General features: G+C 59.1%; 17 protein-coding genes. 11 read left to right on the forward strand and 6 right to left on the reverse strand.

The features are described from left to right. Positions 1–267 precede the first annotated feature (267 nt). The 6 genes from IG617_RS02955 to IG617_RS02980 all read left to right on the forward strand — a co-directional run bounded on the left by IG617_RS02955 (position 268) and on the right by IG617_RS02980 (position 6,635). Positions 268–1,506 carry an ABC transporter substrate-binding protein gene (locus IG617_RS02955; RefSeq protein WP_420826136.1) on the forward strand — a complete coding sequence of 413 codons (1,239 nt, stop codon included), beginning with the start codon at positions 268–270 and terminating at the stop codon, positions 1,504–1,506. A gap of 139 nt (positions 1,507–1,645) precedes the next feature. Continuing rightward, the gene (locus IG617_RS02960) at positions 1,646–2,542 is read left to right on the forward strand and encodes a carbohydrate ABC transporter permease (protein ID WP_153769434.1); all 897 of its coding nucleotides are present in this window, start codon (positions 1,646–1,648) and stop codon (positions 2,540–2,542) included. Positions 2,543–2,639: 97 nt separating this feature from the next. Beyond that, entirely contained in the window at positions 2,640–3,485 is an 846-nt protein-coding gene (locus IG617_RS02965) for a carbohydrate ABC transporter permease (protein ID WP_420826137.1), read from the forward strand. A gap of 5 nt (positions 3,486–3,490) precedes the next feature. Next, positions 3,491–4,579 (forward strand): ABC transporter ATP-binding protein, encoded by a 1,089-nt coding sequence (locus IG617_RS02970; RefSeq protein ID WP_192107139.1) that lies wholly within the window; start codon positions 3,491–3,493, stop codon positions 4,577–4,579. Between the two features lie 166 nt (positions 4,580–4,745). Continuing rightward, the gene (locus IG617_RS02975) at positions 4,746–5,492 is read left to right on the forward strand and encodes a sugar phosphate isomerase/epimerase family protein (protein ID WP_192107141.1); all 747 of its coding nucleotides are present in this window, start codon (positions 4,746–4,748) and stop codon (positions 5,490–5,492) included. A gap of 9 nt (positions 5,493–5,501) precedes the next feature. Beyond that, on the forward strand, positions 5,502–6,635 hold the full coding sequence (locus IG617_RS02980) for a Gfo/Idh/MocA family protein (RefSeq protein WP_192107143.1): 1,134 nt from the start codon (positions 5,502–5,504) through the stop codon (positions 6,633–6,635). Positions 6,636–6,749: 114 nt separating this feature from the next. Here IG617_RS02980 and IG617_RS02985 read toward each other — a convergent pair whose 3' ends face one another. After that, on the reverse strand, positions 6,750–7,049 hold the full coding sequence (locus IG617_RS02985) for a PilZ domain-containing protein (RefSeq protein WP_192107145.1): 300 nt from the start codon (positions 7,047–7,049) through the stop codon (positions 6,750–6,752). A 235-nt stretch (positions 7,050–7,284) separates the two neighbouring features. On the opposite strand from IG617_RS02985, the gene IG617_RS02990 reads away from it, so the two are divergent. The 5 genes from IG617_RS02990 (at position 7,285) to IG617_RS03010 (ending at position 12,471) form a co-directional block, all read left to right on the forward strand. Continuing rightward, positions 7,285–7,866, forward strand: coding sequence for an NnrU family protein (locus IG617_RS02990; RefSeq protein ID WP_192107146.1), 582 nt, complete (start codon positions 7,285–7,287; stop codon positions 7,864–7,866). A gap of 203 nt (positions 7,867–8,069) precedes the next feature. Then, positions 8,070–8,750 carry a tetratricopeptide repeat protein gene (locus tag IG617_RS02995; RefSeq protein ID WP_192107147.1) on the forward strand — a complete coding sequence of 227 codons (681 nt, stop codon included), beginning with the start codon at positions 8,070–8,072 and terminating at the stop codon, positions 8,748–8,750. Continuing rightward, positions 8,747–10,099: an outer membrane protein assembly factor BamB family protein gene (locus tag IG617_RS03000; protein WP_338109931.1), complete on the forward strand. Its 1,353-nt coding sequence runs from the start codon at positions 8,747–8,749 to the stop codon at positions 10,097–10,099. Before IG617_RS02995 ends, IG617_RS03000 begins: the two co-directional genes overlap by 4 nt. Positions 10,100–10,140: 41 nt before the next feature. After that, positions 10,141–11,583: a ribosome biogenesis GTPase Der gene (gene der, locus IG617_RS03005; RefSeq protein WP_192107148.1), complete on the forward strand. Its 1,443-nt coding sequence runs from the start codon at positions 10,141–10,143 to the stop codon at positions 11,581–11,583. Positions 11,584–11,679: 96 nt separating this feature from the next. Next, complete coding sequence (locus IG617_RS03010; protein WP_192107149.1) at positions 11,680–12,471, forward strand: inositol monophosphatase family protein; 792 nt, start codon at positions 11,680–11,682, stop codon at positions 12,469–12,471. A 100-nt stretch (positions 12,472–12,571) separates the two neighbouring features. Here IG617_RS03010 and IG617_RS03015 read toward each other — a convergent pair whose 3' ends face one another. The 5 genes from IG617_RS03015 to alr all read right to left on the reverse strand — a co-directional run bounded on the left by IG617_RS03015 (position 12,572) and on the right by alr (position 18,131). Continuing rightward, positions 12,572–13,303 carry an SDR family NAD(P)-dependent oxidoreductase gene (locus IG617_RS03015; protein ID WP_192107150.1) on the reverse strand — a complete coding sequence of 244 codons (732 nt, stop codon included), beginning with the start codon at positions 13,301–13,303 and terminating at the stop codon, positions 12,572–12,574. Between the two features lie 9 nt (positions 13,304–13,312). Further along, entirely contained in the window at positions 13,313–14,785 is a 1,473-nt protein-coding gene (purF, locus tag IG617_RS03020; RefSeq protein ID WP_153769424.1) for an amidophosphoribosyltransferase, read from the reverse strand. Positions 14,786–14,883: 98 nt separating this feature from the next. Next, the gene (locus IG617_RS03025; RefSeq protein WP_153769423.1) at positions 14,884–15,501 is read right to left on the reverse strand and encodes a CvpA family protein; all 618 of its coding nucleotides are present in this window, start codon (positions 15,499–15,501) and stop codon (positions 14,884–14,886) included. Between the two features lie 81 nt (positions 15,502–15,582). After that, a complete protein-coding gene (gene radA / locus IG617_RS03030; RefSeq protein ID WP_192107151.1) occupies positions 15,583–16,977 on the reverse strand; it encodes a DNA repair protein RadA in 1,395 nt (464 codons plus the stop codon). A 14-nt stretch (positions 16,978–16,991) separates the two neighbouring features. After that, complete coding sequence (gene alr / locus IG617_RS03035; RefSeq protein WP_192107153.1) at positions 16,992–18,131, reverse strand: alanine racemase; 1,140 nt, start codon at positions 18,129–18,131, stop codon at positions 16,992–16,994. Positions 18,132–18,133 lie beyond the last annotated feature (2 nt).

Consider the following 18,133-nt stretch of genomic DNA (forward strand, 5'->3'; position numbering starts at 1 on the left):
TTGTGCTGCGCCTGCGAATAGGTCTTTTAGCGTGTGCAAAATTGGTTCCGAAAAATTGAATGTAATCATCAAAACAATTAGATAATATCTCGATTATGGACAATAGTGCAGAGTTTCCGGATGTTGATCTTTGTTTTTCCAGATTGCTCTTCGCACTGGCACACCTACTTTTTAAAGCCGTGTTGAAAATTTCGAAAAGCCGGATTAGGCTCTAACTATAACGTTGCAGTAAAACGCAGTTATGGGAGGAATAAAATGCGTGGTTCGATAAAAGGAATGAAGCGGGCAGGGTTGCTGATGGCAGCTGTTGCAATGCCTTTGGGAGCAGGGGCACTCGCGACCGATCTGGAGGTCACTCACTGGTGGACGTCCGGCGGCGAAGCTGCGGCCGTGGCCGAGTTTGCCAAGGCTTTCGACGCGACCGGCAACAAGTGGGTTGACGGCGCGATCGCCGGATCCGGCGGCACCGCCCGTCCGATCATGATCTCCCGCATCACCGGCGGTGATCCAATGGCTGCGACGCAGTTCAACCATGGTCGTCAGGCAGAGGAGCTTGTGGAGGCGGGCTTGATGCGTGATCTGACCGACGTTGCCGAAGCCGGCAATTGGAAGGATGTCGTTCGCCCGTCCAGCCTGCTCGACAGCTGCACCCTGGATGGTCGCATTTATTGCGTGCCGGTCAACATCCATTCGCAACAGTGGTTGTGGCTTTCCAACGCGGCCTTTGAAAAAGCTGGTGTTCCGGTCCCAAGCAACTGGGAAGAATATGCTGCCGCAGCGCCGAAGTTGCAGGAAGCAGGAATCATCCCGCTGGCCATGGGGCAGCAGCCTTGGCAAACGACGCTGGCATTCCAAGTGCTTCTCGTCGCTCTTGCAGGGCCTGATGCCTATACCGCCGTCTTCGGTGGCAAGGACGCCGAACTTGCAGGTGGCGAAGAGCTCGCGAAAGTGTTTGAGGCCGCATCTGCTGCCCGTGACATGGCAAAGGATTCCAACGTCCAGAACTGGAACGATGCAACAAGCATGGTGATCACCGGCAAGGCTGCCGGCCAGATCATGGGCGACTGGGCACAGGGTGAGTTTCAGGTGGCCGGACAGGTCGCTGGCGAAGACTACACCTGTCTTCCCGGTCTTGGCGTCAATGAAGTGATCCAGACTGGTGGCGACGCTTTCTATTTCCCGAAAGTGGATGATGCCGAGGTGACAGCTGCCCAGGCAGAGCTCGCCAGCGTCATGATCTCGCCGGAGACGCAGGTTGCCTTCAATCTCAAGAAGGGATCGCTGCCCGTTCGCGGCGATGTTGACCTGGACGCTGCCAATGACTGCATGAAAAAGGGCCTCGATATCCTCGCCAAGGGGAACATCATCCAGGCGCCGGATCAGCTGCTGTCGGCAGACGACCTGACACAGGTGAACGACCTTTTCGTCGAGTTCTTCAACGATCCATCGATCTCGGCCGAGACTGCCCAGTCACGTTTCGCGTCGATCATCTCCAACGCTAGCTGACACCTGAACAGCAAGAACTGCGATCTCGCGCCCCCGAAAGAGGCGGCGCGAGATCGGCTTCAAGATCCGGGCGCCCGACTGAGGCGCCTGGGAACGGCTGAGGTTTGCATCAAGCGACCCGAAAAGAGGCACTTCAAGCATGGCGGTTGCAAAGCGCCCGTTCAGATGGCACCGGAACCTGAGCGCCAAGGTGGCAGCGATCCCAATGATCGCAACCGCAGGCATCGTGTTCGTCGGGGGAACGGCCTGGACGGTTCTTTATTCCTTCACCAGCTCCAAGCTGCTGCCGAAGGAAAAGTTTGTTGGGCTGGCGCAGTACGAGCGCTTGTGGTCCAGCAACAAGTGGCTGATTTCCATCGAAAATCTGGCCATCTACGGCGCGCTTTCCTTGGTTTTTGCCATGGTCGTCGGCTTTTTGCTCGCAGCGCTTCTGGACCGGAAGATCAGGTTCGAAGACACGTTTCGGACGATCTTTCTATATCCGTTTGCCCTCAGCTTCATCGTCACCGGCCTTGCATGGCAGTGGATCTTAAACCCGGATTTCGGCGTCCAGAACGTGGTCCGAAGCATGGGCTTCGAGAACTTCAACTTCGATCCGCTCTATAACCCCGACATCGTCATCTATGGTGTTCTGATCGCCGGGCTGTGGCATGAAACGGGCCTGATCATGTGCCTGATGCTCGCCGGCCTGCGCGGCATCGACGAGGACATCTGGAAGGCGTCCCGCGTCGACGGCATTCCGGTCTGGAAAACCTACGTCTTTATCGTCATTCCCATGATGCGCGGCATCTTCATCACGGCGCTGGTGCTCATCGCGTCCGGCATCATCAAGGTCTACGACCTGATCGTCGCGCAGACCGGCGGAGGTCCGGGGATCGCCTCCGAAGTGCCCGCAAAATATGTCTATGACGCAATGTTTCTCTCGCAGAACTTGGGTCAGGGCTTTGCCGCCTCGACCATGATGCTGCTGTCTGTTGTCATCGTTGTGGTCCCCTGGGCCTATCTGGAATTCGGGGGGAAATCGCGTCGTGGATAAAGTCGCAGATCTCAACAACAATTCTCTTTCGGCTCAAGGTGATGCCGGCGATAGATCCGTCTCGGAAGGACCGCGCGGCGAGAAGCCCAAGCGCGTCCTGACACGTCGCAATATCATCCTCTACGGCACGCTGATCGTGGTTGCGCTTTATTATCTGCTGCCGCTCTACGTGATGGTGGTGACCTCGCTGAAAGGCATGCCGGAAATCCGCCTGGGCAACATCTTTTCACCGCCCGTCGAAGTCACTTTCGCGCCCTGGGTGAAAGCCTGGTCCGAAGCCTGCACCGGGCTGAATTGCGAGGGGCTTTCCCGGGGGTTCTGGAATTCCGTGAGGATCCTTGTGCCTTCGGTGGTGCTTTCCATCGCCATTGCCTCGGTCAATGGCTACGCACTGGCCAATTGGCGCTTCAAGGGCGCGGAGCTCTTTTTCACCATCCTGATTGTGGGGGCCTTCATTCCCTACCAGGTGATGATCTATCCGATTGTCATCATGCTCAGGGAAATCGGTCTCTATGGCAGCCTGACCGGCCTTGTGCTCGTGCATACGGTCTTCGGAATGCCGATCCTGACGCTGCTCTTCCGGAACTATTTTGCCTCTGTGCCCGAAGAGCTTTTCAAGGCGGCGCGGGTCGATGGCGCGGGCTTTTGGGCGATCTACTTCCGCATCATGCTGCCGATGAGCCTGCCGATCTTCGTTGTGGCCATCATCCTGCAGGTCACGGGTATTTGGAACGACTTCCTGTTCGGTGTGATCTACACCAAGCCGGACCTCTATCCGATGACCGTGCAGCTGAACAACATCGTCAATTCGACCCAAGGGGTGAAGGAATACAACGTCAACATGGCGGCCACGATCCTCACCGGACTGGTTCCCCTTTGCGTCTACTTCGTTTCCGGAAAATTGTTCGTGCGCGGCATCGCGGCCGGCGCGGTGAAAGGGTAACCGTCATGACAAGTGTCTCAGTCCGCGATCTCACACTGCGCTTCGGATCTCTGGAAGTTTTGAGTTCGCTGAACCTCGACATCAACGAAGGCGAGTTTCTGGTTCTGCTCGGCCCGTCGGGTTGCGGCAAATCCACATTGCTGAACTGCGTCGCAGGCCTTCTTGATATCTCCGAGGGACAGGTCTTTATCTCGGGCAAGAACGTCACCTGGGAAGAACCCAAGGACCGGGGCATCGGCATGGTGTTTCAGTCCTATGCACTCTATCCGCAGATGACGGTTGAGAAGAATCTGGCCTTCGGCCTCCAGATCGCCAAGCTGCCGAAGGACGAGATCGCAGCACGCATCAAGCGGGCCGCTGAAATCCTGCAGATCGAGCCTTTGCTGAAGCGCAAGCCGGCACAATTGTCGGGCGGCCAGCGTCAGCGTGTCGCCATTGGCCGTGCGCTCGTGCGTGATGTCGATGTCTTCCTCTTCGACGAACCGCTGTCAAATCTCGACGCAAAGCTGCGTGCCGAGCTTCGGGTCGAGTTGAAGCGTCTCCATCAGAACCTGACGAACACAATGATCTATGTGACGCATGATCAGATCGAGGCTCTGACCCTGGCGGATCGGATCGCGGTCATGAAGGGCGGGATCATTCAGCAGCTCGATACGCCGCTGACCATCTACAACAAGCCGGTCAATCTGTTCGTCGCCGGCTTTATCGGCTCGCCATCCATGAATTTCCTCAAGGGGCAGGTCGAACTCCAGGATGGTACGCCATCAGTGCGCCTTGGTGAGAATCTCCTGGTGCCGCTTGCCGGCTATGACGCGCAAGGAACCATGTCGGACGGCCAGAAGGTAATCTTTGGCGTTCGCCCGGAACACCTCACCCTGACCCGAGACCAGACCTCCGGCCCATCCTTGCCCGCCGTGGTCGAGCTCGAAGAGCCGATGGGCGCCGACAGCCTCGTCTGGTTGCGCCTTGGCGATCAGTCCATGTCCGTGCGTACGGAAAGCAATTCCCGCTTTAGCCCCGGCGAAGAGGTCGTCGTCACCTTTGATCTCGACCATGCCTCCGTCTTCGATGCCAACACGGAAGAGCGGATCTAGGGCCCCGAGGCCCCACACATTTCTGCCTGCGCACGAGGCAGACCCACACGGTCCGCATTCATCCGCGGATCTGAAGCCTGCCGGTCGGGTGTCTACCCTCCAGCGCCCCGGGCGGCAGGCTCATCCAATTGAGACAGGGCCCCACGGCCTACACAGGAGATCGATCATGAGCGATTATTCGTTTCAACTTTACAGCGCGCGCGACTTTCCACCGCTGACCGACACTTTGAAGATGTTGGCCGACGCGGGCTATGCGCAGGTGGAAGGCTATGGCGGTGTCTATGAGGACACTGGCGCGACCCGCGCTGCGCTCGACGCGACCGGCTTGACCATGCCTTCCGGGCATTTCTCGATCCATATGCTCGAAGAAGACGAAGAGAAGGTTTGCGAGATCGCATCGGCTCTCGGCATCACCCATATCTATTGCCCTTATCTGGACGCGAGCGAGCGGCCTCAAGACGCTACGGGCTGGGTTGCCTTTGCCAAGCGCCTTGAAGCTCTTGGCGAGCGGTACGGTGCCCGTGGCATGACCTTCGGCTGGCACAACCATGACTTCGAGTTCGTGGCGCTGGCCGATGGCTCCATTCCGATGAAGCTCATTTTGGACAACGCTCCCAACATTAGTTGGGAAGCTGATATCGCCTGGATCGTGCGCGGCGGCGGAGACCCTCTTGAATGGATCAAGGCCTATGGCGAGCGCCTCAGCGCCGTTCACGTCAAGGACATTGCTCCGAACGGAGAATGCGAAGACGAAGATGGCTGGGCGGATGTGGGCCAGGGCACGATGGACTGGAAAAAGCTCATCGACACCTTGAAGGCCACGCCGACGCAATTGTTCATCATGGAACACGACAAGCCGAGTGATGCGACCCGTTTCGCGCAGCGCTCCCTTGAAGCCTCTCAGACCTGGTAAGGCAAGAATATGAGCGACACTCTTGGTGTGGGCATCATTGGATGCGGAAACATCTCCACCACCTATTTCAAGTTTCTGCCGCTGTTCAAGGGCGTGGAGGTGCGCGCCTGCGCGGATCTCAATCGGGGTGCGGCCGAAGCGCGGGGCAAGGAATACGGTGTGCGTGCCGACACGGTGCATGACCTTCTTGAGGCCGATGACATCGATATCGTGGTCAATCTGACCATCCCGGATGCCCACTGGCCGGTCTCGAAGGAGATCTTGTCCGCCGGAAAACACGTCTACTCGGAAAAGCCCTTGGTGCTGACCCTGGAAGACGGCAAGGCAATGCAGAAATTGGCGTCGGAGAAGGGGCTGAAGGTCGGTTCAGCGCCAGACACCTTCATGGGCGGTGCGCACCAGCGCGCGCGCAGGGCGATCGATGAAGGCCGCGTCGGAAAGATTACCTCCGGCACATGCCACGTCATGAGCCATGGCATGGAGCAATGGCACCCGAACCCGGACTTCTTCTTTCTGCCAGGTGGCGGACCTATTCTGGATCTTGGACCGTACTACATCGCCAATCTGGTCAATCTCGTGGGGCCGGTGAAACGGGTCGCGGCCCTGACCTCCATGGCAACACCGACGCGAACGATATCAAGCCAGCCAAGAGCGGGCGAGCAAATCCCGGTCAAGACCCCGACCAACATCCATGCGTTGCTTGAATTCGTAAACGGGGCGACCATCACCCTGTCAGCGAGTTGGGATGTCTGGGCGCATCGTCATGAAAACATGGAACTTTATGGCACCGAAGGGTCGCTTTATGTTCCCGACCCGAACTTTTTCGGCGGGGATGTGGTTCTGACCGGCAGTGACGGCAAGGCGGAGACCCTTACTGACGACGGTCATCCCTTCGGTATCGCGAATGAGGAACATGGCGACGGCATGAAGGCCAACTACCGGGCCGCCGGACTGGCCGATATGGCGCAGGCTCTTGTTGAAGGGCGGGATTATCGCTGTTCCCTGGACAGAGCGCTTCATGCGGTCGATGTCATGACCTCTATCCTGAAGTCCGGCGAAACCGGAAGCTTTGTCGACATCGAGACGCCGTGCTCGCGGCCTGCAAGTCTTGGCAAGGACGAAGCGCTGGCGATGCTGCGCTGACGCTTTCCCTCGCGCTTCAGGGTTCTGTTGGCCCTGGAGCGTGAACACCAATTGAGAAACAAAAACGGCAGCGCCGTGAGGCGCTGCCGTTTTTGGCTCATTCAAGCTGATTTTTTAAGAGGCGCGGTTCAGCGTGCTTTCAGCCGGACCGGTGTAGCGAACGCCCATCCGGTCTTCCTTGCGCCACACGACTTCCACGGGGCGCCGCGTACATTCATTGTCGACATAGAGCAGGAATGCACCAGGAACACCAAGGGAGTTCGGCAGCATCAAAAGCGCGCCGTCCTCATTCGTGTTGCGGATTGTGCAGTTGAAAACCTGTGAAAGCCCACCGAAAACGATACGTCCTGATTTCAGGGTCCGCTTGCGAGGGCCGCTGCGCCGTTCTTCGATTGTGTCCTGTCCGTCAGACATGGCTTTTGTCCCGATATACATCTAGAGAAGGATTGTAGGACTGGAATCTAAACAAATGCTTGTTTCAATTGTAGAGTCGCAGCCGTTTCGGGCGAAAATCGGCGCAATTTAGGGCTTTTTCTTTGCGGGGCCACGCCTCGCGCCTTTGATCAAGCCTTGGTGCTTCAAGACCGTGCTTGACGTTCCCATCGCCTTTGCCGACTGTTCGGCCAGGACGAACTTGGGAGAGTGGTTCATGTACGCGCTTGTTATCGGCCTTGCCGTCTTTCTCGGCATTCACTGTCTGCCGATGTTTGTTCAAACTCGAGAAAAATTGATCGGACGTTTCGGCGGGGCCGGGTATCGGATCGCCTTTTCCCTGATTTCCGCTGTCGGACTGTATCTGATCATCACTGGCTATGGCGCAGCGCGCGTTGAGCATCTTCCGATGCTTTATGATCCGCCTGAATGGACAAGGCACGTGGTCATGCTGTTCATGATCCCGGTCTTTATCCTGCTCATCGGGGCCTATGTGCAGGGGCGTATCAAGAGAACGTTTCGCCACCCGATGCTGATTGCAATCAAGCTCTGGGCATTCTCGCACCTGCTTGTGCGCGGAGATCTTGCATCAGTGCTCTTGTTCGGCAGTTTTCTCGCCTGGGCAGTGGTTGATCGGATTTCCTTGAAACGGCGCGTCGAGGAGGGGCCGATCGTTTCGGTCAGCCTTGATCAGGGCCGTCCCTATTTGGAAGTTCTCGTCATTCTGGGGGGGCTTGTGGCCTATGGTTTGTTCGTCTGGAAGGGTCACGAGCTTGTCATTGGCTACCCCTTGACGTAAGCACGGGAAACCTTGGAGCAGAAGGGCTTGGAAATAAATCGTCTCCTCGCCTAACTTGCGCCATCAAACCGTTGAAAAGAAGCCGATACTGGCGTTTGCCTCCTGGGAGGCATGTCGATATTGTGTCGCGCCTGCCAACTGATTTGTCGCACAGAGGCGATGGACGGTCGGCATAACAAACTGAATGCAGGAACAAGACACGCATGTCCGATATTTTTCGTGAGGTCGATGAAGACATCCGCCAGGAGAAGTACCGTCGGCTTTGGGATCGCCTCGGCCCCTGGGTTATCGCTGCTGCTGTCTTGATCGTCGTCGGTACCGGCGGGTATCGAGGCTGGCTCTACTGGCAGGAGAGCCAGTCACAGCAGGCAGGTGATGCATTCTTTGAAGCCGTGCGCCTTTCCGAAAGCGGAGATGTTGCGCTGGCGGAGCAGAAGTTCGCCGAACTGTCTGACGCGACCGGTGGCTATCCGGCTCTCGCAAAATTGCGGGCCGCGACCGACATGGTTCGCGAAGAACGCACAACCGAGGCCCTGGCCGAATTTGACGCGCTCTCGCGCGACAGCAGCGTCGATGCCACCCTGCGCGATATTGCGAGCCTGCGTGCGGCCTATGTGGCCGTCGACACGGAAGACTATGCTGCGGTTGCCGACCGGGTGGAAGGCCTGACCGGAGAAGATGGACCATTCCGTGCAGCAGCGCGTGAAATCCTCGCTGTCGCCGCATGGAAAGCCGGCGATGTTGAAACGGCGCGGTCTTGGATCGCTGCTCTGGAGGATGATCCGGCAACGCCGACAGATGTGGCGCGCCGGGTCGGGATTCTCTCCCAGGTGATTGATGCCGCCTTCGGTGCGGCTGACGATAGCGACGGAGCTGCCCAGTGATACAGCGTTCTGGTCTGGCCGCCGCGCGCGCGTTCGGCGCGGCTGTGGCGTTCTCCTTGCTTCTGTCCGGCTGCGGCAGCGTTTCTGAATTCTCTGACAGTCTGAATCCCTTCTCCAAGGAGAAGATCCTTCCCGGCGACCGCAAGCCTGTCTTTGACGGCGCGGACCCTGCTGCCGTTGTCGAGGGCCGTGCTGCGTCGGTCGGCAAAGCCTCGGGCGGCCAGGACTGGACCACCGCTGGTGGCGGTCTGACCAACGACCCGGGCAATATTGCTGTCAGTATTTCGGGCTCGCGCGTCTGGCGCGCATCGATTGGCGCTTCAGGTGGCAGTTTCACCTCGGATGCCCTGCGTGGATCTGCGCGTCCGGTCAGCGCGGCTGGACGTATTTTTGTTTACAAGCCCAATGGCGATGTCATTGCGTTCAGCACAGGCGGTGCACGTCTCTGGACACGCGCCTTGCGTCCGGAAGGCGAGAAGGATGTTGCACCGGGTGGTGGCGTCGTTGTGTCCGGGAACATCGTTTATGCGGCGACCGGCTATCAGCAGGTCGCAGCACTTGATGCCGCATCAGGTCAGGTTCTGTGGACAGGCGATCTGGGCACGCCGGCACGTGGCGCGCCGGTTGCCGGCAATGGCCTCGTCATCGTCGTGACCCAGTCCAACGAAGTCTATGCCTTGAACCAGGAAGATGGCACCGAGGCCTGGAACTATGTCGGCATCGAGGAAACCGCGGGCGTTCTGTCGTCTGCAAGCCCCGCGATTTCTGGCAATCGTGTCGTCGTTCCGTTCTCTTCGGGCGAGATCATGGCGCTCGACATCAAGACCGGTGAACCGGCCTGGATCGACGGCGTTGCGCGCGGATTCCGCACACTTGCCGTTTCAGGTCTTGCAGATGTTTCGGCAAGCCCGATCGTCTCTGGCAACACGGTCTATGCGACCGGAGTCGCCGGGCGCACGATCGCGTCGAACCTGAAGTCGGGCGAAAGGCTCTGGGAACAGGACCTGGGCAGTGTGCACACGCCGGTCGTCTCGGGCAATGCGCTGTTCATGATCGATCTGGATGACCGCATGGTTGCCCTGGATCGCAAGACTGGCGAAACGCTTTGGGCAACGACCTTGCCGCGGCCCGAGAAAAAGAAGAAACGTCGCAATTGGGCCGGTCCGGTGCTTGCGAATGGCGCGCTTGTCGCTATATCCAGCGACGGACGGATGGCGATGGTTGATGCCACTTCCGGCAACATCATGGCCACCTATGACGTAAAGACCAAGGTCTATGTGACCCCGATCGTCGCCGGTGGGCGAATGATCGTTTTGGACGGCGATGACGCCGTCGCCGCATTTAACTGACCCGGACGCCGGGTCAGCGCGGCTTATCAGGAGTAATGATCGTGGGCGCAAAAGTCGCCATCATCGGACGGCCGAATGTCGGCAAGTCCACGTTGTTCAATCGTCTTGTCGGCAAACGGCTCGCCCTGGTGGATGATACGCCGGGCGTAACGCGGGACCGCCGGCCGGGCGATGCGCGCCTTGGCGATCTGCGTTTTACGATTGTCGACACGGCAGGCCTTGAAGACGCGGACAATGCGAGCCTTGAAGGCCGCATGCGTCATCAGACCGAAGAAGCCATCGCAGAAGCCGATGCGGTTCTCTTTGTCATTGACGCCCGTGCCGGCGTCACACCGCTGGACGCCCATTTCGCGGAAGTCGCGCGCAAGACCACAACGCCCGTGATCCTTCTTGCCAACAAGGCGGAAGGCAGGGCTGGCCAGAGCGGTCTCTACGAATCCTTCTCTCTTGGCCTGGGCGAGCCAATCGGAATTTCAGCCGAGCACGGGGAAGGCTTGTCCGATCTCTATGACGCGCTGAAACCGCTGGTCGACCGGATTGATGAAGAAGAGGCTCTGGCGGCAGAGGGTGTCGAAGTCGAGGAAGCGCGCACCAACATCGAAGTTGATGAAGATGGTGAGCCGCTCGAGGAAGACGAGCCGGTTGGCACCACCGAGCGCCCCTTGCGGGTTGCCATCGTCGGACGACCCAACGCGGGAAAGTCGACGCTGATCAATTCGATGCTTGGCGAAGACCGCATGCTGACGGGACCGGAAGCCGGGATTACCCGCGATTCCATTTCCGTCGAATGGCAATGGCATGAGCGTCACATCAAGCTTTTCGACACGGCCGGTATTCGCCGCAAGGCGCGGGTTCAGGAGAAGCTGGAAAAGTTGTCCGTTGCAGACGCCCTTCGCGCGATCAAGTTCGCTGAGGTCGTCGTCATCACGCTGGATGCGACCAATTCCTTTGAAAAGCAGGACCTGCAGATCATCGAACTGGTCGCCCGCGAAGGCCGGGCACTGGTCGTTGCGGTCAACAAGTGGGACCTGATCGAGGACCGGGAAGCGGCCTGGAAACGCATCAAGGATGCGAATGAGCGCTATTTCAATCAGATCCGCGGTGTTCAGATCGTCACCATGTCCGGCATTCAGGGGCAGGGCATCGACAAGCTGTTTGAAAGCGTCTTCAAGGCGTATGAGGCTTGGAACTCCCGTGTCTCCACGTCGAAGCTCAATCGCTGGCTGGACAAGGTCACCATCAACCATCCACCGCCCGCAGTTGCCGGCCGCCGCGTCCGTCTTCGCTACATGACCCAAGCCAAGACGCGGCCGCCTCACTTCATTGCTTTTGCGTCTCGTCCCGAGCAGTTGCCCGAGAGCTACACGCGATATCTTGTGAACAAGCTGCGTGAGACGTTCAATATTCACGGAACGCCGATCCGCTTTTCCTATCGAAAGGGCGAGAATCCTTACGCGGTGAAGAAAAAGCGCAAGATTCAATAGTCAACTTTCCGTCGTAAAAGACACTTAAGTGATAGCGGCCCCGCCTCCGGGGCCGTCCTGTTCCTTTCTTTCCATTTTCCTTCAAGGAGACATTTGATGGCGTCCGAACGGCTCGATTTTGCCGCAACTCTGGCCGGCAAGGCCGGTGAACTGGGAATGGAATACTTCCGCCGCCTCGAGACCCTGACGGTAACGAAAAAAGGTCATCAGGACCTGGTTTCCGAAGCTGATCGCGACGTGGAAACTCTGGTTCGCAAGGAACTGGCTGCAGCCTATCCGCAGGACGGCATCGTTGGCGAGGAACACGGCCGTGTCGAAGGCTCATCCGGCTACACTTGGGTTATCGATCCCATTGATGGGACTGCCAATTTCGTTGCAGGTATCCCGCAATGGTGTGTAATCATTGCTTGCGTCTACAACGGCGAAACCATCGTCGGCGTCATCCATGATCCCAATGCGAACGAGACGTTCCGCGCCGCCAAGGGCGAAGGCGCCTTCGTGAATGACAGGCCCATCAAGGTCACCGACAGCGACAGCTTGTCCAATGGCTCCCTGGGTGTCGGCTTCAACGGACGGACCGAAGCCAGCGACGCCATCAACTGCATCGGCGCACTGGTCTCCAAGGGTGGTGTTTTCTTCCGTAATGCCTCCGGTGGCCTCATGTTGGCCTATGCGGCCTCCGGCCGCCTCATCGGCTATTGCGAATCCCACATGAACGCCTGGGATTGCCTGGCTGGCATGCTGATCACCGAGGAAGCCGGTGGCATGGTCGCGCCCTATGATGCAGACCATACGCTGACCAATGGCACCCGTGTCGTCGTCGGCGGGCCAGGCGTCTTCAAGGACATTGCTGAAATTGTCGAGGCGTCTTTCGGCCCGCGGCGGTAGCGCTACTGAGCGCAAATCGTTCTGCTCTAAGCAGCCTGAAAAAAGAAAAGGCGCGTCCGCTCAGGAAGCGCCTTTCTGATTCTAAAGCGAGAACGGGCCCTTAGAGCGCCGCGAGCGTGCCGCGTGAGCGATCAAAAAGGTGACCGGTCGCTGTGACGTCGCTTCCGAGCATTGTCAGCAGGTCAGGAACGATATCTGCCGGTTGAGGCAATTTATCCGGATCTTCGCCCGGCATGGCTTTGGCGCGCAATCCAGTGCGAACCGGTCCTGGATCGAAGAGATTGACGCGGAGCGTCGTTTTCTCGGTCTCATGAGCATAGGTCCGCACCATGGCCTCGAGAGCGGCCTTGGAAATCGACTGAAGCCCCCAGAAAGGCGTCGCCTCGCGCGCGTGATGAGATGTGAGGAACACAGCGCGTCCGGCAGGTGACTGACGCAGCAGTGGATCGAGCGAGCGGATCAAACGCCAGTTGGCTGTTACATTCGCGCCCATGACCTTGTCGAAGTCTTTCGGGCTGATATGTCCGAGCGGCGCAAGAACGCCAAGCTGACCAGCGTTGCCGACAAGAATGTCCAGCTTCTTCCAGCGCTCGTAGATAGCCGCGCCGAGCCGATCAAGAGCGTCGTAGTCTGTCAGGTCGAGAGGCACGAGCGTTGCTGATTGGCCGCCCGCAGCCTTGATGTCGTCGTCCAGCTCTTCCAACCCGCCAACGGTCCGGGCAATGGCGATCACGTGCGCGCCTCGGCTCCCCAGCTCTTTGGCAACCTGATAGCCGATGCCGCGTGAGGCGCCGGTGACGACCGCCACTTGGCCTTCAAAATCATTAGACATCCAGCGTCCTCAGCTCACTTCAACCAGGCGGGGCGGATGCGCGAACTCCTGCTCTTCGGACAGATCCGTGAGTGGCGTTGGGTAGTCGCCGGTAAAGCAATGGTCGGTGAACTGTGGGTTGGTCTTGTCGCGCCCCTCATGGCCCATGGCCCGGTAAACGCCGTCAACACTCAGGAACGCCAGAGTATCGGCGCCGATGTAGTTGCGCATTTCTTCCAGATTGTATTTGGCAGCAAGGAGCTTTTCACGGACGGGAGTGTCGATGCCGTAATAGTCCGAATAGCGGATCGGGGGGCTGGACAGGCGGAAGTGAACTTCCGAGGCGCCGGCATCGCGGATCATCTGGACAATCTTCACCGATGTTGTGCCGCGCACCAGACTGTCATCGATCAGGACAACACGTTTGCCCTCGATCTGGCTCCGATTGGCCGAATGCTTCAGCTTGACGCCAAGCGTCCGGATCGCCTGCGTCGGCTCGATGAACGTGCGGCCGACGTAGTGATTTCGAATGATGCCCAGCTCAAAGGGAATGCCTGCTTCCTGGGAGTAGCCGAGCGCAGCCGGTACACCGGAATCGGGAACCGGCACGACCACATCGGCTTCAACCGGCGCCTCACGGGCGAGCTGCCGGCCGAATTCCTTGCGAACGTCATAGACGCTGCGTCCGCCCAGGATTGAATCTGGCCGCGAAAAATAGATGTATTCGAAGATGTCGGGACGGGCAGGGCGTTTGCCAAAGGGGAAGAAGGATTCGATGCCGCCTGGCGTACAGACGATCACTTCGCCGTTTTCGATCTCGCGAATGAAGGTTGCACCGATGATATCAAGTGCGCAGGTCTCTGAGGCAAGCACAGGAGCGCCGTTGAGGTCGCCGAGCACCAACGGACGAATGCCGAAGGGGTCGCGCGCGCCGATCAGTTTCTTGCGGGTCAGCGCGACCAGTGCATAGGCGCCTTCCATTTTGGAAATCGCCTCGACAAAGCGATCCACGATCTTCTTCTCCCGTGACCGGGCAAGAAGCTGAAGAACAACTTCGGAATCGGATGTGGACTGGCAAATAGCACCGTCCTGGATGAGCTGCCGACGCAGCGTCATGGCGTTGGTGAAATGTCCATTGTGGCAGATCGAGATGCCGCCACCTTCCAATTCGGCAAAGAGCGGCTGCACGTTGCGCAGGATCGTCTCGCCGCTTGTGGAATATCTCACATGGCCAATGGCGGCCATGCCTGTCAGCCGGGCCATGGTCTCGGCGTTGGAGAAATGATCGCCAACAAGCCCGAGATGGCGCTCGGCGCGGAACTGGTCGTTGTCGTAGGTAACGATACCGGCAGCTTCCTGGCCACGGTGCTGCAGGGCATGAAGCCCGAGTGCAGTCAGCGCGCTTGCATCCTCATGACCGAGGACGCCAAAGACGCCACACTCTTCCTGCAGCCGGTCGGCATTGGGATCGAAGCACTCATTGAGATCGGTCTCGCCCAGCATGGCGAAGCTCCTTGTGTTACCACGCGTCAAGCCGCGCAGGGCATCGTAAATCGTAACGTCGGCGCTGGACCACGAGCGTTTTACCGCTCCAGTCTGGGTCAGTTGCTGCCGGTGGTGAGCTGTTCGAGCCCTTGCCGCTCAGAGGCGCTGTATCCAGCTTCTTCCTCGCCTTCACCCTCGCCACCTGTCGTTCCGGCGGCGTTGCCATTGCGAAGCTTGTCCATGATTGCGCGCTCAGGATCCTCTGGCAGCACGGCTACAAGTCGCTCTCCCACGGAAATCAAGATCGGGCGGGACTTCGCCTTGAGAACCCAACCCGGCTGCTGTTCCGGCTGAACGAACCAGTTGAAGAACATCAGCGCAACGACGACGAGCAGCATGCCACGCACGGCTCCGAAGACGAAACCGAGTGTCCGGTCCAGAGCGCCGATCCGGCTGTCCAGAACGAAGTCGGAAATCCGCATGGTGATGTAGGAGACGATCAGCAGCGTCACGATGAAGACGACGGCGACGGATGCGCCGAGCGCCACGAGATCGTGAGCTATATACTGTTTCGCGTAGGGCAGGACCTGCTTGTATAGCAGAAAGGCGGCAGCGGCGGCGGCGACCCAGGACGCGATGGACAGGACCTCACGCACAAAGCCACGGATCATGGCCAGGACAGCCGAGATGAGCATGATGACGAGAAGTATTCCGTCGAGCAGCGTGATCGGCATGTGTCTGTTCAGTCCCTAGTCCGTGCCTGCCACGGCGCTTCGCGCGCCGGGTCGGCATCATAAGGCAATGGGCTTCGGTACTCAGGCGTCTGCGCCCGATCCACCCTTTGCTGCAATTTTGGCGATGAAACCCCCGAGTTCCTCGAGGCCCGTCGCCGCGAAATCTGTACGCCTTCCATCCTTCAGGTTTCCCTTCGGACAGAATGCCTTGTCGAAACCCAGTTTATGGGCCTCTTTCAGCCTTGATTGCGCCTGAGCGACAGGTCGTATCGCTCCCGACAGACTGATCTCGCCGAAATAGACGCAATTGGCCGGAAGGGCAAGCCCGCTGAGTGAGGAGACAAGTGCCGCTGCGACAGCCAGGTCCGCTCCCGGCTCGTTGATTTTGAGACCTCCGGCGACATTCAGATAGACGTCGTGCTGGGAAAAGCGCACACCGCAGCGCGCTTCCAGTACTGCCAGGATCATCGACAGGCGAGCGGTGTCCCAGCCGATCACCGCGCGCCGCGGTGTGCCGAGCGGCGAGGGAGCAACGAGTGCTTGCACCTCAATCAGCAGCGGGCGCGAACCCTCGAGGCCGGCAAAAACGGCAGCGCCCGGGGAGTTGGTCGATCGTTCGCCTAGGAAAAGCGCCGAAGGGTTGGCAACTTCCGACAGACCTGCCCCGGTCATTTCAAAGACGCCGATCTCGTCGGTCGCCCCGAAACGGTTTTTCACCGATCTCAGAATGCGGAATTGATGCGCGCCATCGCCTTCGAAATAAAGAACAGCATCGACCATATGTTCCACGACCCGTGGTCCTGCAATCTGGCCGTCTTTGGTGACGTGGCCGACGAGAACAAGCGTGGTCCCGAACTTCTTGGCATAGCGGACCATCGCCTGGGCCGACGCGCGAACCTGGGTCACCGTTCCAGGAGGAGAATCAGCCTGTTCGGTCCACAGCGTCTGAATTGAATCCAGGATCAGCAGGGCAGGCGGTTCTCCATCCTGCAGGGTGGCCAATATATCCTCGACGCTGGTTTCGGCGGCAAGAGCGACAGGAGCATCCGCTAGACCGAGACGCTCCGCGCGGAGGCGCACCTGGCCAATGGCTTCCTCGCCGGAGATATAGACGGCCTTGTGCCCCAGACGGGCGAAGGCGGCTGCGGCTTGGATCAGGAGCGTCGACTTGCCGATGCCAGGATCACCGCCAACGAGCAGCGCCGAACCACGAACAAAACCGCCACCGGTGACCCGGTCGAGTTCCTTGATGCCGCTCTGGATCCTTGGGGCTTCCTTGGTGTCCCCCTGAAGGCCGACCAGAGGAACGATGCGGCCCTTGGTCGGTTTGGTCTTGGCCGGACCGCCACCAACACCACCGCTGGCTTGCTCTTCGACGATGGAGTTCCACTCGCCGCAGGATTCGCAGCGTCCCGTCCACTTGGGATAGACCGCCCCGCATGACTGGCAAACGAAGCTTGTGGAACGGCGTGCCATCAGACGGAAACTCCTCAGCGCTCTTGTGGCGCGGGCAGGGCGGCGTAGCGGCGATGATAGCGCCGTCCAAGACCTGTGAGATATTCGTAGTCAATGGTCTCGGCATAAGCTGCAAGATCGGAGGCCGCAACATTTGGACCTAGCATTTCCACAAAGGAGCCGCGCGTGACGGCTTCGCCTGGAACGTCAGTCACATCCAGGGCGATCATGTCCATCGAGACCCGGCCGATCAGCGGGACCTTGTGGCCGTCGATGACGCCAAAGCCGCCCGGCCGATCATCGCTGGAGCCAGCGCGTCGATGTAGCCCGTCCGCATAGCCGGCTGCGACCAGCGCAATCTTGCTGTCACGGGTCACAGTCTCCGCCCCGCCATAGCCAATGGTCTGGCCCTTGGGCACGTTGCGGATCTGCATGACCCTGGCCTCGACCATGGCAACCGGGGACATGATATTCGGCGCAGTGTCCAGCGCCTTGCCGCCGTAGAGCGAGATCCCCGGCCGCGCCAGATCGAAATGGTAGTCCGGTCCGAGAAAAACGCCAGCCGAGTTTGCCATCGAGCGCGGCAGGGTGCTGAAGGGCTGTGTCGCCGCGACAAAGGTATTGAGTTGCTGTCGGTTGAGAGGGTGCTCCGGATCGGAGCCGCAGGCCAAATGGGTCATGAGCAGGGCAATGTCGAAACTGCCGGTCAGCTCTTTCTGCGCCATGACATCTGCAAATTCTTCAGGATCCATGCCGAGGCGGTTCATGCCCGTGTTCAGCTGCAGGGCGGCAGGAAAGGCTCTGCTTTCTGCCTTGCAAAAACCTGCCCATTCCCGAACCTCTGCGACCGAGTTCAGCACCGGAATGAGGTTCGCACCCGCAAGGTCTGACGCGGTGCCGGGAAAGAGGCCGCCGAGGACATAGACAGTGGCATCAGGCAGCGCTGAGCGGACTAATGCACCTTCCTCTGGCAGGGCGACGAAAAACGTCGTGCAGCCTGCTTCCCACAAACGCTGTGCCGTGCTCGTGGCACCGGTCCCGTAGGCATCAGCCTTGATGGTCGCTGCGCAAGTCGTGCCCGGCTTCAGGAGCCCCTTCAAGAGAGACCAGTTTGCAGCGATGGCATCGCGATCAATTGTCAGACGCCCGCCGGCGAGGTTATCAGTTGCGCGCATGA

It is taken from the genome of Roseibium polysiphoniae (assembly GCF_014842925.1).
GTDB classification, from domain to species: Bacteria; Pseudomonadota; Alphaproteobacteria; order Rhizobiales; family Stappiaceae; genus Roseibium; species Roseibium polysiphoniae.

Bases quoted from the DNA above. Each gene is read 5' to 3' on its own strand.
- IG617_RS02970 (WP_192107139.1), top strand. From the start codon at position 3,491: ATGACAAGTGTCTCAGTCCGCGATCTCACACTGCGCTTCGGATCTCTG.
- IG617_RS02960 (WP_153769434.1), top strand. From the start codon at position 1,646: ATGGCGGTTGCAAAGCGCCCGTTCAGATGGCACCGGAACCTGAGCGCC.
- IG617_RS02980 (WP_192107143.1), top strand. From the start codon at position 5,502: ATGAGCGACACTCTTGGTGTGGGCATCATTGGATGCGGAAACATCTCC.
- purF (WP_153769424.1), bottom strand. From the start codon at position 14,785: ATGCTGGGCGAGACCGATCTCAATGAGTGCTTCGATCCCAATGCCGAC.
- IG617_RS02985 (WP_192107145.1), bottom strand. From the start codon at position 7,049: ATGTCTGACGGACAGGACACAATCGAAGAACGGCGCAGCGGCCCTCGC.
- IG617_RS03010 (WP_192107149.1), top strand. From the start codon at position 11,680: ATGGCGTCCGAACGGCTCGATTTTGCCGCAACTCTGGCCGGCAAGGCC.
- IG617_RS02975 (WP_192107141.1), top strand. From the start codon at position 4,746: ATGAGCGATTATTCGTTTCAACTTTACAGCGCGCGCGACTTTCCACCG.
- IG617_RS02990 (WP_192107146.1), top strand. From the start codon at position 7,285: ATGTACGCGCTTGTTATCGGCCTTGCCGTCTTTCTCGGCATTCACTGT.
- alr (WP_192107153.1), bottom strand. From the start codon at position 18,131: ATGCGCGCAACTGATAACCTCGCCGGCGGGCGTCTGACAATTGATCGC.
- IG617_RS02995 (WP_192107147.1), top strand. From the start codon at position 8,070: ATGTCCGATATTTTTCGTGAGGTCGATGAAGACATCCGCCAGGAGAAG.
- radA (WP_192107151.1), bottom strand. From the start codon at position 16,977: ATGGCACGCCGTTCCACAAGCTTCGTTTGCCAGTCATGCGGGGCGGTC.
- IG617_RS03015 (WP_192107150.1), bottom strand. From the start codon at position 13,303: ATGTCTAATGATTTTGAAGGCCAAGTGGCGGTCGTCACCGGCGCCTCA.
- IG617_RS03025 (WP_153769423.1), bottom strand. From the start codon at position 15,501: ATGCCGATCACGCTGCTCGACGGAATACTTCTCGTCATCATGCTCATC.